This is a genomic window from Mycolicibacterium moriokaense, assembly GCF_010726085.1.
Taxonomy (GTDB): domain Bacteria; phylum Actinomycetota; class Actinomycetes; order Mycobacteriales; family Mycobacteriaceae; genus Mycobacterium; species Mycobacterium moriokaense.
In genome coordinates this window covers 2,048,634-2,061,848 of sequence record NZ_AP022560.1, presented here as the reverse complement: position 1 = coordinate 2,061,848, position 13,215 = coordinate 2,048,634, and the positions used below count along the sequence as shown (strand labels likewise).

The following is a 13,215-nucleotide window of genomic DNA, read 5'->3' as shown; positions in this document are numbered from 1 at the left end:
TGCGCGCGGGCGGCGCGCCCAACCGATGGCTGATCGAACAAAGAGCTCGCGGTCATATAGTTGGATCGGACAAAGGAGCGCGTGATGACGACACCGTCTCCCGGCCTCGGACTCGGTCAGCTGCTGCTGGCCCTCGACCGCACGATGGTGACGCTGGTCGAGGCGCCCCGTGGCCTCGATATGGCGGTCGGCTCGGTCGCGCTCGTCGACGCCGATGACGTCCGGCTGGGTCTGGCCGTGGGCCCGGGGTCGGCTGATCTCTTCTTCCTGCTCGGTGTCGCCGACGCCGAAGCGGTGCGATGGCTCGAGCAGCAGTTCGCCGGGTCGGGGCGTGTGCCTGCGGCCATCTTCGTCAAGGAACCCAGCGAGGCCGCGGTGGCTCGGGCCGTCGCACTCGGCACCGCGGTGGTGGCCGTCGACCCGAGGGCGCGTTGGGAGTCGCTGTACCGCCTCGTCAACCACGCCTTCGAGCACCACGGCGACCGGGGCGACCCGCACCGCGACACGGGCACCGATCTGTTCGGGCTCGCCCAGTCGATCGCCGACCGCACCCGCGGGATGGTCAGCATCGAGGACGAGCAGTCGCACGTGCTGGCGTACTCGGCGTCCAACGATGAGGCGGACGAGCTGCGCCGGTTGACGATTCTGGGTCGGGCCGGCCCGCCCGAACATCTGGAGTGGATCGGCCAGTGGGGCATCTTCGACGCGCTGCGGGCCGGTGGCGACGTCGTTCGCGTGGCCGAGCGCCCCGAACTCGGGCTGCGCCCTCGCCTGGCGGTCGGCATCCATTTGCCGAGCACCGATGTCCGTCGCCCCCCGGCATTCGCCGGCACGATCTGGCTGCAGCAGGGCTCCGCGCCGCTGGCCGATGACACCGAGGAAATCCTGCGCGGTGGAGCGGTGCTGGCGGCGCGGATCATGGCACGGCTGGCGTCGACGCCCTCGACACACGCGATGCGGGTGACCGAACTGCTCGGGTTCGCAGGAGACGACGTCGACACCGCAGCGATCGCGCGTGACCTCGGCATCACCGCCGACGGCCGTGCGGCGCTCGTCGGCTTCCAGGGCTCCCCGCCGCCGCCGACCGGCGTCATCGCCTTGAGCGCCAGCGCATTTCGCGCCGACGCGCAGGCGGTGTCGGTCGGTGAGCGCGTCTATGTTTTGCTGCCCAAGGTCGGTGCGACGTCATCGGTGATGTCGTGGGCGCGCGGAGTGGTCGCGGCCATGCAGCGCGAACTCGGCCTGACCCTGCGCGCGGTCGTCGCAGCCCCGCTGGCCGGGCTGGCGGGCGCCGCGGCGGCCCGCGTCGAGGTGGACCGGGTGTTCGACAGCGCCGATCGCCATCCGGGTGCGATCGGACAGATCACCTCGCTGGATGAAGCGCACACCACCGTGCTGCTGGATGAGATCGTCTCGCAGGTGGCGAGCCGGCCCAGCCTGATCGATCCACGGGTGCGGCAACTGCGCGCCGAGGAGCCGATTCTGGCCGAGACCCTGCGGGCCTATCTGGACGCGTTCGGCGACGTGTCGACCGTCGCGAAGCAGTTGCACGTGCACCCGAACACCGTGCGCTACCGGGTGCGGCGCATCGAGAAGCTGGTGTCCACCTCGTTGGACGACCCCGACGTACGGCTGGTGTTCTCGCTGGGACTGCGCGCCACCGATCCGTAACCGCAGGCCGGGTGTCAACCGTTCGATGGACACCAAAGTTCATCCGTCAAGCCGTCGCGCGCCGCACACCCGATAGCGCACGATGGGCACATGACCACTGCAGCCCCCGTCCGCGAGACGGAGAATCCGTATCTGAACGGCAACTTCGCCCCGGTGCGCGAGGAGATCACGGCCACCGATCTCGAAGTCACCGGCGCCATTCCCGAATATCTCGACGGGCGCTATCTGCGGAACGGCCCGAACCCGATCGGCGACCCCGACCCCGCCCGCTACCACTGGTTCCTCGGTTCCGGGATGGCGCACGGTCTGCGACTGCGCGACGGCAAGGCGCACTGGTACCGCAACCGGTGGGTGCGCTCGGCGGACGTCGCGCGCAAGCTTGGCGAGACCTGGCACGGTGGGCCGACCGACGGGGGCTTCGACTTCGCGGCCAACACCAACATCATCGAGCAGGGCGGCAGGACGCTGGCCATCGTCGAGGGTGGCGCGCGGCCCTACGAGTTGACCGACGAACTGGAAACCGTTGGGCCGTCGGACTTCTGCGGCACGCTGTTCGCCGGCTACACCGCTCACCCCAAGCGGGATCCGGCGACCGGTGAACTGCACGCGGTCTCGTACAACCCCCTGCGCGGAAACATCGTGCAGTACACGGTGATGGGGGTTGACGGAAAGATTCGTCACACGGTCGACATCCGCTTGAAGGCGCAGACGATGATGCACGACTTCTCGCTCACCGAGAAGTACGTCGTGCTGTACGACCTTCCGGTGGCGCTGGATCTCGGCCTGAATCTGCACAACAGGCCTGCCAAGACCGTCGCGAACCTGTTGACCAGGTTCGCCGAACGGCATGCCGCACCGGACTTATTCGTGCGGGCCGCGATGCGTGGGTCGAATCGCGGCGGATCGGGCCCGTCGGGGATGCCGTACCGCTGGGCCCCTGAACGGCAGGCCCGTGTCGGCCTCATGCCACGCGAGGGCACCGCCGCCGACGTCCGGTGGTTCGAGGTGAACGCGTGCTACGTGTTCCACCCGCTCAACGCCTACGACAGCTCCGGTCCTCTAGGCGATCAGGTGGTGCTCGACGTCGTACGGCACGCATCGGTGTTCGCATCCGGCCACGCGCTGGTGCCCGAAAACCCGACGCTGGACCGCTGGACCGTCGACCTCACCACCGGCAAGGTCACCGAGGAGCGTCTCGACGACACGGGGCAGGAATTCCCGCGTGTCGACGAGCGACTGGTCGGCCGCAAACACCGCTACGGCTATGCCGTCGGTGTTGCGGGTGATGGGCCGGGGGTCTCGGATCCCGACGCGATCCTCAAGCACGATCTCGTCGCACGCCGCACCGAGGCTCATCGCTTCGGCGCAGGCCGCGAACCCGGCGAGTTCGTGTTCGTCCCGTCCAGCCCCGATGCCGCGGAGGACGACGGCGTGGTGATGGGATTCGTCTACGACAAATCCACCGACCGCAGCGACCTGGTGCTGCTCGACGGGCAGACCATGGAAACGGTGGGGACGGTGCACCTTCCGGTGCGGGTACCGCACGGCTTCCACGGCAACTGGGCACCGACCGCCGGTTAACATCGCCGGATGAGCCACGACGTGCCCGAAGGCTGGCCGCGTGGGGGTGAGTGGAACTGGCTCTGGGAGGCCTACGTCGTCGGCCTCGCTGTCGCGGCCATCGTCGCCGTGGTTCTGCTGGACCATCGCTTTCCCGGCAATGTGATCGGCGCGGCGGTGGCGCTGTCGGCGATGGCGGCGGTGGTGCTGGCCTTCGGTCGCCGGGCAACCCGGCTGCCCGAACGTGACTGGCGCACAGTCGCGTTCGTCGGCGCGGCGATCGGTCTGTGGATCCTGGCGATGGTGGCGTCCCCCGTTTCGGTGGCGGCCGTGCCGGCGATCTATCCGATCGTGTTCTCCACTCTGCCGCTGGGTGCCGCGTTGGTGGTGACGACGATCGTCAACATCGCTCCGCTGGCAATGTTGTTGCTGAGCAACGGCATCCGGTCGCCGAATCTGTCGATGGCGGTTGCGGTCACCCTTGTCGCCGTCGTCGCCGCCCCGGTGATCGGCACCGTCATCATCACATCGCTGCGCCAACGCCGACAGCTGGCCGCACTGGTCGCCGAACTGGCGGCCACCCGCGCCGAGAGCGCCCGTCTGTCCCGGGAGGCGGGCACGGCCGCCGAACGGGAACGGCTGGCACGCGAAATCCACGACACGCTGGCGCAGGGCTTCACGAGCATCGTGATGCTCGCCCAGGCCGTCGAACCCGAGCTGGACACCGACACCGCGGCGGCCAGGCGGCATGTCGAGTTGATCGGTGCCACCGCGCGGGAGAACCTCGCCGAGGCGCGGGCGATGGTGGCCGAACTGACGCCGAGTTCACTCGAAGAGCCGCTGCCCGCAGCGATTCAGCGGCTGTGCGACCGGCTCACGGCCGAGACGGACACTCGTGTGACGGTGCACATCGCCGGCGACCTGCCCGCCCAGAGCATGGCGTCGGATGTGGTGCTGCTGCGCGCCGCGCAGGAAGCGTTCGCGAACATCCGTAAGCACGCGCACGCCACCGCGGTGACCGTCGAACTGTCTCGGTCAGGATCGGGCACCCGGCTTGTGGTGACGGACAACGGCATTGGGTTCAATGGCGGACACGGCGAGGGATTCGGACTGCGGGGTATGCGCACCCGGATGGCGCAGGTCGGCGGCGCGGTCACCATCTCGCCTGCGGCAGGTGGCGGTACGACGCTGACGGTCGAGGTACCGGCATGAGGGCGACGAAGGTGCTGCTGGTCGACGACCACCCGGTGGTTCGTGAGGGCCTGCGCGGCATGATCGACGCCGAAGCCGACCTCACCGTCGTCGGCGAGGCGGGGTCGGGCGCCGAGGCGATCACCCTGGCCGAATCCCTGCGGCCCGACGTCATTCTCATGGATCTGCGGATGCCGGACGTGGACGGCGTGGCGGCGACCGAGCGCATCCTCGCGCTGCTGCCGGGGACACGCATCATCGTCGTCACGACCTACGAGTCCGACTCCGACATCCTGCGTGCCGTCGAGGCGGGCGCGGCGGGATATCTTCTGAAGGATGCCTCGCGCGCCGAACTCGCCGAGGCTGTACGAGATGCCGCCCGAGGCAAGACGGTGTTGGCGCCCGCAGTGGCCGACCGACTGATCCACTTTGTGCGTCAACCTGTTTCGGCGGCGCTGTCGACGCGTGAGATCGAGGTGCTGGGCCTGGTGGCCGTCGGCAAGACCAACGCCGAGATCGGACGCGAGCTGCACATCAGCGAGGCGACCGTGAAGACCCATCTGCTGCGGACGTTCAACAAGCTCGGTGTGTCCGACCGCACGGCGGCCGTAACGACCGCGATGTCTCTCGGCCTCCTGCGCGAGCAGACGTGAAAGCCCCCAAATCGTCGGCGTGTCGGGGGATTTAGCGACTGCTCGCGCTAGGTGGTGAGCCGTTGCGAAGCAGCGGCTATCCGCTCGTCGGTCGCGGTCAACGCGACTCGAACGTGCTGCGCTCCGCGCGGTCCGTAGAACTCACCGGGCGCGACGAGGATCCCCCGCTGCGCGAACCAGGCGACAGTCTCGCGGCAGGACTCGCCGCGGGTGGCCCAGAGGTAAAGTCCCGCTTCCGAATCGTCGACGGTCAGTCCGGACGCCTTCAGTGCGGGCAGGAGCGTGGCCCTGCGCCGCTCGTAACGCTCGCGCTGCAGGCGTTCGTGCTCGTCATCGTTGAGCGCGGCGACCATCGCAGCCTGCACCGGCGTCGGCACCATCATGCCCGCGTGCCTGCGCACCGCCAGCAGCTCAGCCACGACGGCCTGGTCTCCGACGACGAAGCCGGCGCGGTAGCCGGCGAGCGACGACGTCTTCGACAGCGAATGGATGGCCAGCAGCCCGGTGTGGTCACCGTCGCAGACCGACGGGTGCAGCAGCGAGACCGGCTCGGCATCCCAACCCAGCCCCAGATAGCACTCGTCGGAGGCGACGAGGACGCCGCGCTCGCGCGCCCAACCGACCACCTTGCGCAGATGATCGACGCCCAACACCTTGCCGGTCGGATTGCTCGGCGAGTTCAGGAACACCAACGCGGGCGACTGCGGCCCCAACTGCGTCAGCGAATCTGCTCGCACAAACGGCACCTTCGCCAGCCGTGCGCCGACTTCGTATGTCGGATAGGCTAATTCGGGCACCACAACGACGTCGTCGGAACCGAGACCGAGCAGCGTCGGCAGCCAGGCGATGAGTTCCTTGGTCCCGATCACCGGCAGCACCGCACTCTCGGCCAGGCCGATGATGCCGTATCGACGCTCCAGCGCCGCCACGGCGGAAGCCCGCAACGAGGGAGTGCCCGCGGTCGCCGGGTAGCCCGGCGCCGAACCGGCCGCGGCCAGCGCCTCTTGGATGACAGGAGCTACGTCATCGACGGGGGTGCCGACCGACAGGTCGACGATGCCGTCACGATGCGACATGGCCAGCGCGGTGGCGTCGGCCAAGGTGTCCCACGGGAACACCGGGAGCGACGCCGAGACGCGCGGCAAGCGAGCCGTTGTCAGTCCTCGCCTTGCGGGGGCAGGTCCTTGACCGCCTGCGGATCGTTGTCGGTCTGGCCGACCTTCGACGCCCCGCCGGGAGAACCGAGCTCAGCGAAGAAGTCGGCGTTGATCTGCGTGTAGCTGGACCACTGGTCCGGCACATCGTCCTCGTAGTAGATGGCCTCGACCGGGCACACGGGTTCGCAGGCCCCGCAGTCCACGCACTCGTCGGGGTGGATGTAGAGCATGCGGGCGCCCTCATAGATGCAGTCGACTGGGCATTCCTCGATACACGCCTTGTCTTTGATGTCGACACAGGGTTCGGCAATGACGTACGTCACGGGTGCTCCTCGATCTCCTGTCCAAGTGGGCTGTGGGGTCGTTCCGGGGTTAAGGCCCCAGAGGGTTCCCGCAAGTATGCGCAGTCCATACCTGCACGGTCGTCTCAGTGTGCCCTAACTTCACGCGCCGCCCGGTAGGGGTGGCGCGTGGTTACTGATACTAGACGTCGCAGATACAGCTAGACCAGTCGCCATGCCCATCGTATGAGGCGTGCTGTCCAAGTGCTCAGCACCGGATGCGAATCTCGACGCTTCAGCGCACGCTCACCGGCCGCCGGGCAGCCCATCAAGGTTTCTCCAAGTCCGTCCGCCCAGTCTTTCCGCCGACGACCCACACCACCTGTTCGGCTCTACGGAAAGACCAGCACATGACCTATCCCACGTACGCACGAAGCACGCTCACCCCCGCCCGCCCGGAGAGTTTTCACTCCGCGCCCACCCAGGGCTGGCCGATTCCGGCGGTCCCGGCGTATCAGCCGCCGGTCCCGCCGCCGGCGCAACCGCAAACCAAGCGCGCGCGGTTTCGTGGTCCGATCGCGATCGTCCTGATCCTCGTGATCGTTCTCGCCCTCGCTGCCGCGGGATTGCTCGCGACCGAGCTCTACGCACGCACCGTCGCCGTCGACAAGGTGAAATCGGCTGCCGCATGCCTCATCGAGGGTTCCGAGAACGCGGTCGACGTGACGTTCGAGACGTCGCCGCCGGTGCTCATGCAGTACATCAACGACAAGTACACCGGGTTCACGATCAAGACCAATGGCTCCGACATCCGCGGCGTCGACGGGATCACCGCGGACATCGCGGTCGACGATCTCGATCTCAACGGCGACGCGACCAAGCGGGGCACCATCGGCGCGATCGACGCGACCATCGCCTGGACCAACGAAGGCCTGCGGGAATCTGCCAACACCGCACTCAAGGAAGCCATCGACGAGTACCTGGCCGAGAGCTTCCTGAGCTTCCTCTCGGACTGGATCTCGACCGACGAGGTCGTGACGAGTGTGACGACCGATCCGTCGACCGGGATCGTCACGTTGAACGGCATGTTCGACAGCAGCATCGCCATCAAGCCGGTGACGACCGACGGCGGCATCCGGATGGTCATCCAGCCCGACAGCTTCTGGCTGGGCGGAAATCTGGATCTCCCTCAGGACGATCTACAGAAGAAGCTCGACGAGATGACGGGCGAGCTGACCGACAACAAGTACGGCCTCGGCGTCGACTCGCTCGACGTCACGGACAGCGGCGTGGTGGCGAAGCTGTCGGCGACCAACGTCGAGATCCCGGCCGGCGACGGCACGAGCAGCTGCCTCGACCTCTGAGCACCAACGTATCTGGCGCGTCTGCAGGATCAGTCAACCTGCAGACACGCCAGCGTGTTGCCCTATGCCTGCTTGAGTGCCTCGATCTCCAGCGTGACGGTGACCTTGTCGCCGACGACTGTGCCACCGGTTTCCAGCGGCAGGTCGATGTCGATCCCGAAGTCCTTGCGGTTCAACACCACCGAGGCCTCGAAGCCCGCGACCTCGCCGTGTCCCATCCCGGGGTTGACGCCGTTGAACTCGAGCTCAAGGGTGACCGGCTTGGTCACACCCTTGAGGGTGAAGTCGCCGTCGACGAGGTACGTACCGCCGTTCGACCGAACGCCGGTCGACACGAAGGTGGCGGTCGGATACTGCTCGGCGTCGAAGAAATCCGCGGACCGCACGTGAGCGTCGCGTTGCTCGTTGCGGGTGTTGATCGAGTCGACGGCGATTTCGGCGGTCACCGACGGGGTGCCGTCCTCGGCGACGACGATCGCACCGCTGAACGTGTCGAAGGTGCCCCGCACCTTGCTCACCATCAGGTGGCGCACGGAGAAGCCGATGGTCGAGTGCACGGGGTCGATTGCCCAGGTGCCGGTGCTCAAGTCGGTGGCTACGGCGACGGTCATGTTGGATCTCCTCGGAATGTGGGTGCCGGCCAGCCCGGCACCTTCACCCGCATCAACCGGACCGTAGTCCGTTTCTATTCCCAGGGCGGTGCGTCAGCCCCTGTCACCCCACACGGCCTGCGCGCCGGCGTCGCCGATCCGGACCACTGTGACGATCGACGACACCCCCACGACGAGCGTGACGACGGCGAGCACGGCCGCCGCGGCCTTCCGGGGTTTGTCCGACCGGCTCTCCGCCCAGTGCAGCGCCGCCAGTGCCACCGCGACGATCAGCATGGCGACCGAGAAGTAGATCATCCACTCGCCGCGGTCGGCATGCTCCTGCAGAATCGGGCGCGGCGGTCCGCCGTGCTGCAGCAGCCACTCACCCGCCGACGTCGTCAACGGCGTGAGAATCGTCGTCACCACCGCGAGAGCCAACACGAGCCACACCAGTCGACGACGCGCTGCGGGCCAGAACGCGCACAGGATCTCGAGCAGAGCCGTCAGAGGGGCGAGTACCACGACACCGTGGACCAACAAGGCATGCGCGGGAATTCCCGAAATGGTGTCCATTGCGCTCCAGGGCTCGATGACAGCGCTACCAAGGTATACGTAGCGAAACCGTCTGGTTCGAGTTTCCGTAAAGCCAGACGCAACAGCGTGTTTCGGAACCTGCGCTGTTAGGTAAGGCTAGGCAGCCAACGGTGCGTAAGTCGTGGACCGCTGCCGCGCCGGACGGCCGATTCCCTCCGCGATCGCCGCGAGTTCCTCGACACTCTTGGCCGAGCCGAACTCCGAACCCGCCATTCGCGAGATGGTCTCCTCCATCAACGTGCCGCCGAGATCGTTGGCGCCGCCGTTGAGCATCACCTGCGTGCGCTCCACGCCGAGCTTGACCCAGCTGGTCTGGATGTTGGAGATCCTGCCGTGGAGCATGATCCGCGCCAGCGCGTGCACCGCGCGATTGTCGCGGTGCGTCGGCCCAGGCCGCGCCCCACCCGCGAGGTACAGCGGCGAGCTCTGATGTACGAATGGCAGCGGCACGAACTCGGTGAAACCTCCAGTGCGGTCCTGGATTTCGCGCAGTACGCGAAGGTGGCCGACCCAGTGCCGCGGCGAATCGACGTGGCCGTACATCATCGTCGAACTCGACCGCAGCCCGACCTCGTGCGCGGTGGTGACGACCTCGATCCACATCGACGTCGGCAGCTTGCCCTTGGTCAGCACCCAGCGGACCTCGTCGTCGAGGATCTCGGCGGCGGTACCGGGGATGGTGTCCAGGCCCGCCTCCCGCAACGATGTCAACCACTCGCGGATCGAAAGCCCGCTCTTGGTAACGCCGTTGGCGATCTCCATCGGCGAGAACGCGTGCACGTGCATCGACGGCACCCGCTTCTTGACCGCCCGCACCAGATCGGCGTAGCCGGTCACCGGAAGCTCGGGATCGATGCCGCCCTGCATGCACACCTCGGTGGCGCCGGCGACGTGCGCCTCCCACGCCCGGTCGGCGACCTCGTCGACGGACAACGAGTAGGCGTCCGCATCACCCTTACGCTGGGCGAACGCGCAGAACCGGCAACCGGTGTAGCAGATGTTGGTGAAGTTGATGTTGCGGTTGACGACGAACGTGACGTCGTCGCCGACAGCGTCTTTGCGCAGCGAATCCGCCAGCGCGGCAACGGCATCCAACGCCGGGCCATCCGCGGTCGCCAGTGCCAGATACTCGTCGTCGGACAGACCCGCCGGATCGCGCTCGGCCGCGCGCAGGGCCGCCAGCACGTCGGTGTCGATGCGTTCGGGCGCCTGGGCAGCGAGCTCGTGCACCTTCTCGCGGATCGATTCCCAGTCGCCGAACGCGCTTCCCAGGTCGCTGCGGGTCTCGGTGAGCCGACCTGAGTCGTCGATCGCCGAGTGAAGGTCAGTCCGGCCCAGGGACTCCCACGCCTCGTCGGGTTCCTGCCAGGGTCGTCCGACGGGGTTGACGTCGAGCGCCAGACCGGTCTGCGGGTCGGCCAACGCGTCGACGTGCCCGCGCAGCCGCGGGTCGATCCATGCCGCACCGGCCTGCACGTACTGCGGCTGTGCGGTTAGCCGCTGCACCAGGTCGTAGCCGGCCTCGGCCGTCACCGCAGACAATTCGTCGAGGGCAGGCCAAGGCCGTTCAGGGTTGACGTGATCCGGGGTCAGCGGCGACACCCCGCCCCAGTCGTCGACCCCGGCACCGATCAGCGCAAGGCACTCTTCCCGAGAGACCAGGTTCGGCGGCGCCTGGATCCGCACCTTGGGTCCCATCACCAGGCGGGTGACCGCCAGCGTCGCCACGAAGTCCTCGAACCCCGCGTCGGGCGTGGACGCCATCGCGGTGTGGTCCTTGGCCCGGAAGTTCTGCACGATCACTTCCTGGACGTGTCCGAACTCCTTGTGCGAGCGCCGGATCGCATGGATGGTGTCGGCGCGCTCGGCCAGCGTCTCCCCGATGCCGACGAGGAGTCCGGTGGTGAACGGAATCGACAGGCGGCCCGCATCGGCCAGAGTGCGCAGCCGGACGGCCGGATCTTTGTCCGGGCTGCCGTAGTGGGCCAGGCCTTTGGTCTCGAACAGTCGGCGCGACGTGGTCTCCAGCATCATGCCCATCGACGGTGCGACCGGCTTGAGGCGGGAGAGCTCCGACCAACTCATCACGCCGGGGTTCAGGTGCGGCAGCAGTCCAGTCTCCTCGAGCACCCGGATCGCCATCGCGCGCACGTAGTCCAGCGTGGAGTCGTAGCCGCGCTCATCGAGCCACTGCCTGGCCTCGTCCCACCTCGCCTCGGGACGGTCGCCCAACGTGAACAGCGCCTCCTTGCAACCCAATTCGGCGCCGCGACGGGCCACATCCAGGATCTCGTCAGGCTCCATGTACATGCCGACGCCCTGCGCGCGCAGCTTGCCAGGCACCGTGACGAACGTGCAGTAGTGACAGGTATCGCGGCAGAGGTGCGTGACCGGAATGAATACCTTGCGCGAATAGCTCACCGGCAGTCGCCCGGTGGGTCCACGTCGGCCGGCAGCCTCTAGGCCCGCATCGCGCACCCTGGCCGCACTGGCACACAAGTCGGTCAGGTCGTCGCCGCGGGCGGTCATCGCGATCGCGGCTTCCTCGACGTTGAGTGCGACACCGTCTCGTGCTCGTCGCAGTACCCGCCGCAGACTGGCGGGGCTGGGCGCACCGGACTTCGGTGGGACCACCGGGTTGGGCAGATCGGCACCGGGCTGGGGGTTCAGAGCCACTCCCGTTTAACCCCGCGATCGTTGAATATCATCCGCACGTCTCACATTCTGAAACATCGGCGCCTGACATATCGGCCACAGTAGTCGGCGCGTCGACGGTATGGCGGGCTGCCATCGTGTCGGCCGGGATCAGCCCGAAGCTGGAGGGATTTCCACGCGCGCGAGCAAACAACGGTGTACGGTCAATCTCGTCGGGGCGACGGGAGGGCAACATGTCACGCTCCGCACGTCCACTCCTGGTCTTCGGGATGATTCTGCTGGTAGTGACCGCTATCGGAATCGTTCCGACGCGTCCGCACGGGCCGTCAACGCCGATAGCGGCGGTTCGTTATGCGCCAGCCGTCCACTGGACGCAGCTATCGCCCCAGCCCGCAGGGCCGGTGGCCCGCCGAACGGCATCGGAAACGCTGCTGGCGCCCTCCGTCGAATCGGCTGCCGACGTGCCCGATCTGCTCGTCGGGTGGCTCGCACGCATTGTCGTGCCACCGAGCGTCGGCGCTTCGTTCCCCGAACCCGAATTCCCGCCGGTCGTCGTGGGCAACTCAATCGACAGCGCGATCAAGAACGTCTACAACGCCATCGAACCGTGGGTGGAGTGGGGGTTCGATGTCGCCGCGTACGCGGTCGGTTGGATCCCTTACGTTGGGTGGCTCGCGCCCCAGATCGAAATCTTCTACAACTTCGGCGAACGCATCGTGCGAAGTATCACGTTCAACATCGCCGACTGGCTCGGCGGGAACATCAGCTTCTGGGACGGGTTGGTCAATGTCGTTGTCGACACCATCAACTCGTTCATCTTCCTGGCGAATGATCAATTGGCATTCTGGCTGCCACCGCTTCCCCCGATTCCGCCGATCGGCCCGTTCGCCACGGACATCGAAGCCAGGGACATCGAAACCACCGACATTGAAAGCACAGACATTGAAGGCACATACGACACTCAAGACTTTGAAAAGTCCGTGCACGCCGGGACCTCCGGCTTGATGTTGATGTCCTCGTCGCTCGATGGATCGACACAGCCGATCGAACCCGAGACCGAGGGCGAACCGGCGGACGAAAACCTCGGCGAAATGCTGACCCAAAGTGATGAACTCCCCCTGGAACAGGAGTTGACGCAAGGGCAGGGTGTGCAGGTCGTGGACGGCTCCATCGGCCAGACCGAACCCGGTCTTCAAGCAGACGGGCTCGCCGTTCGGGACGAACTGAAAGGCGATGACGACAGGGCGACGACCGATAAGTCCGGAACGGTCCAGGCACAAGGCGAAATTCGCCGATCCAGTGTCGCCACACCGAACGACTTGTCGCCGCACCAGCAGAACACGAATCCGTCGCCTGCCGACAATGCGGGAGCGCCGCCCGCAGACCCCGTCCAGCCACCGTCCCCGCAAACGCCGTCAACAGATGATGACAGTGCGCAGAACACCGCCGACCCGAACCCGGGCCAGGGCGCGGGCACGACAGCGGGCACGGATTGA

Annotated in this window: 11 protein-coding genes; 6 read left to right on the top strand and 5 right to left on the bottom strand. The window is 67.1% G+C overall.

Features of this window, described 5'->3' with window-relative positions; all coding sequences use genetic code 11:
- Nucleotides 1-84 precede the first annotated feature (84 nt).
- The 4 genes from G6N43_RS10145 to G6N43_RS10130 all read left to right on the top strand — a co-directional run bounded on the left by G6N43_RS10145 (nucleotide 85) and on the right by G6N43_RS10130 (nucleotide 5,075).
- Nucleotides 85-1,671, top strand: coding sequence for a PucR family transcriptional regulator (locus G6N43_RS10145; RefSeq protein ID WP_083152342.1), 1,587 nt, complete (start codon nucleotides 85-87; stop codon nucleotides 1,669-1,671).
- 90 nt (nucleotides 1,672-1,761) lie between these two features.
- Nucleotides 1,762-3,252, top strand: a complete 1,491-nt coding sequence (locus tag G6N43_RS10140) for a carotenoid oxygenase family protein (protein WP_083152343.1) — start codon at nucleotides 1,762-1,764, stop codon at nucleotides 3,250-3,252.
- Between the two features lie 9 nt (nucleotides 3,253-3,261).
- Nucleotides 3,262-4,443, top strand: coding sequence for a sensor histidine kinase (locus G6N43_RS10135; protein WP_083152344.1), 1,182 nt, complete (start codon nucleotides 3,262-3,264; stop codon nucleotides 4,441-4,443).
- Nucleotides 4,440-5,075 (top strand): response regulator, encoded by a 636-nt coding sequence (locus G6N43_RS10130; protein ID WP_083152345.1) that lies wholly within the window; start codon nucleotides 4,440-4,442, stop codon nucleotides 5,073-5,075. Before G6N43_RS10135 ends, G6N43_RS10130 begins: the two co-directional genes overlap by 4 nt.
- A gap of 47 nt (nucleotides 5,076-5,122) precedes the next feature.
- Here G6N43_RS10130 and dapC read toward each other — a convergent pair whose 3' ends face one another.
- Together dapC and fdxA are read right to left on the bottom strand one after the other, a co-directional pair.
- Nucleotides 5,123-6,151 carry a succinyldiaminopimelate transaminase gene (gene dapC / locus G6N43_RS10125; protein ID WP_234810107.1) on the bottom strand — a complete coding sequence of 343 codons (1,029 nt, stop codon included), beginning with the start codon at nucleotides 6,149-6,151 and terminating at the stop codon, nucleotides 5,123-5,125.
- Nucleotides 6,152-6,231: 80 nt separating this feature from the next.
- Nucleotides 6,232-6,555: a ferredoxin gene (gene fdxA / locus G6N43_RS10120; protein ID WP_083152347.1), complete on the bottom strand. Its 324-nt coding sequence runs from the start codon at nucleotides 6,553-6,555 to the stop codon at nucleotides 6,232-6,234.
- Nucleotides 6,556-6,923: 368 nt separating this feature from the next.
- On the opposite strand from fdxA, the gene G6N43_RS10115 reads away from it, so the two are divergent.
- On the top strand, nucleotides 6,924-7,877 hold the full coding sequence (locus G6N43_RS10115) for an LmeA family phospholipid-binding protein (RefSeq protein WP_083152348.1): 954 nt from the start codon (nucleotides 6,924-6,926) through the stop codon (nucleotides 7,875-7,877).
- A gap of 62 nt (nucleotides 7,878-7,939) precedes the next feature.
- On the opposite strand, the gene G6N43_RS10110 is transcribed toward G6N43_RS10115, so the two are convergent.
- The 3 genes from G6N43_RS10110 to G6N43_RS10100 all read right to left on the bottom strand — a co-directional run bounded on the left by G6N43_RS10110 (nucleotide 7,940) and on the right by G6N43_RS10100 (nucleotide 11,740).
- Nucleotides 7,940-8,488: a YceI family protein gene (locus G6N43_RS10110; protein ID WP_083152349.1), complete on the bottom strand. Its 549-nt coding sequence runs from the start codon at nucleotides 8,486-8,488 to the stop codon at nucleotides 7,940-7,942.
- Between the two features lie 93 nt (nucleotides 8,489-8,581).
- Complete coding sequence (locus G6N43_RS10105) at nucleotides 8,582-9,043, bottom strand: DUF2231 domain-containing protein (protein ID WP_083152350.1); 462 nt, start codon at nucleotides 9,041-9,043, stop codon at nucleotides 8,582-8,584.
- Nucleotides 9,044-9,160: 117 nt separating this feature from the next.
- The gene (locus tag G6N43_RS10100) at nucleotides 9,161-11,740 is read right to left on the bottom strand and encodes a bifunctional FO biosynthesis protein CofGH (protein ID WP_083152351.1); all 2,580 of its coding nucleotides are present in this window, start codon (nucleotides 11,738-11,740) and stop codon (nucleotides 9,161-9,163) included.
- 590 nt (nucleotides 11,741-12,330) lie between these two features.
- On the opposite strand from G6N43_RS10100, the gene G6N43_RS10095 reads away from it, so the two are divergent.
- A complete protein-coding gene (locus G6N43_RS10095; protein WP_133056557.1) occupies nucleotides 12,331-13,215 on the top strand; it encodes a hypothetical protein in 885 nt (294 codons plus the stop codon).

Coding starts and splice junctions, on each gene's coding strand:
- dapC (WP_234810107.1), bottom strand. CDS start 6,151: ATGTCGCATCGTGACGGCATCGTCGACCTGTCGGTCGGCACCCCCGTC.
- G6N43_RS10145 (WP_083152342.1), top strand. CDS start 85: ATGACGACACCGTCTCCCGGCCTCGGACTCGGTCAGCTGCTGCTGGCC.
- G6N43_RS10135 (WP_083152344.1), top strand. CDS start 3,262: ATGAGCCACGACGTGCCCGAAGGCTGGCCGCGTGGGGGTGAGTGGAAC.
- G6N43_RS10130 (WP_083152345.1), top strand. CDS start 4,440: ATGAGGGCGACGAAGGTGCTGCTGGTCGACGACCACCCGGTGGTTCGT.
- G6N43_RS10110 (WP_083152349.1), bottom strand. CDS start 8,488: ATGACCGTCGCCGTAGCCACCGACTTGAGCACCGGCACCTGGGCAATC.
- G6N43_RS10105 (WP_083152350.1), bottom strand. CDS start 9,043: ATGGACACCATTTCGGGAATTCCCGCGCATGCCTTGTTGGTCCACGGT.
- G6N43_RS10140 (WP_083152343.1), top strand. CDS start 1,762: ATGACCACTGCAGCCCCCGTCCGCGAGACGGAGAATCCGTATCTGAAC.
- G6N43_RS10115 (WP_083152348.1), top strand. CDS start 6,924: ATGACCTATCCCACGTACGCACGAAGCACGCTCACCCCCGCCCGCCCG.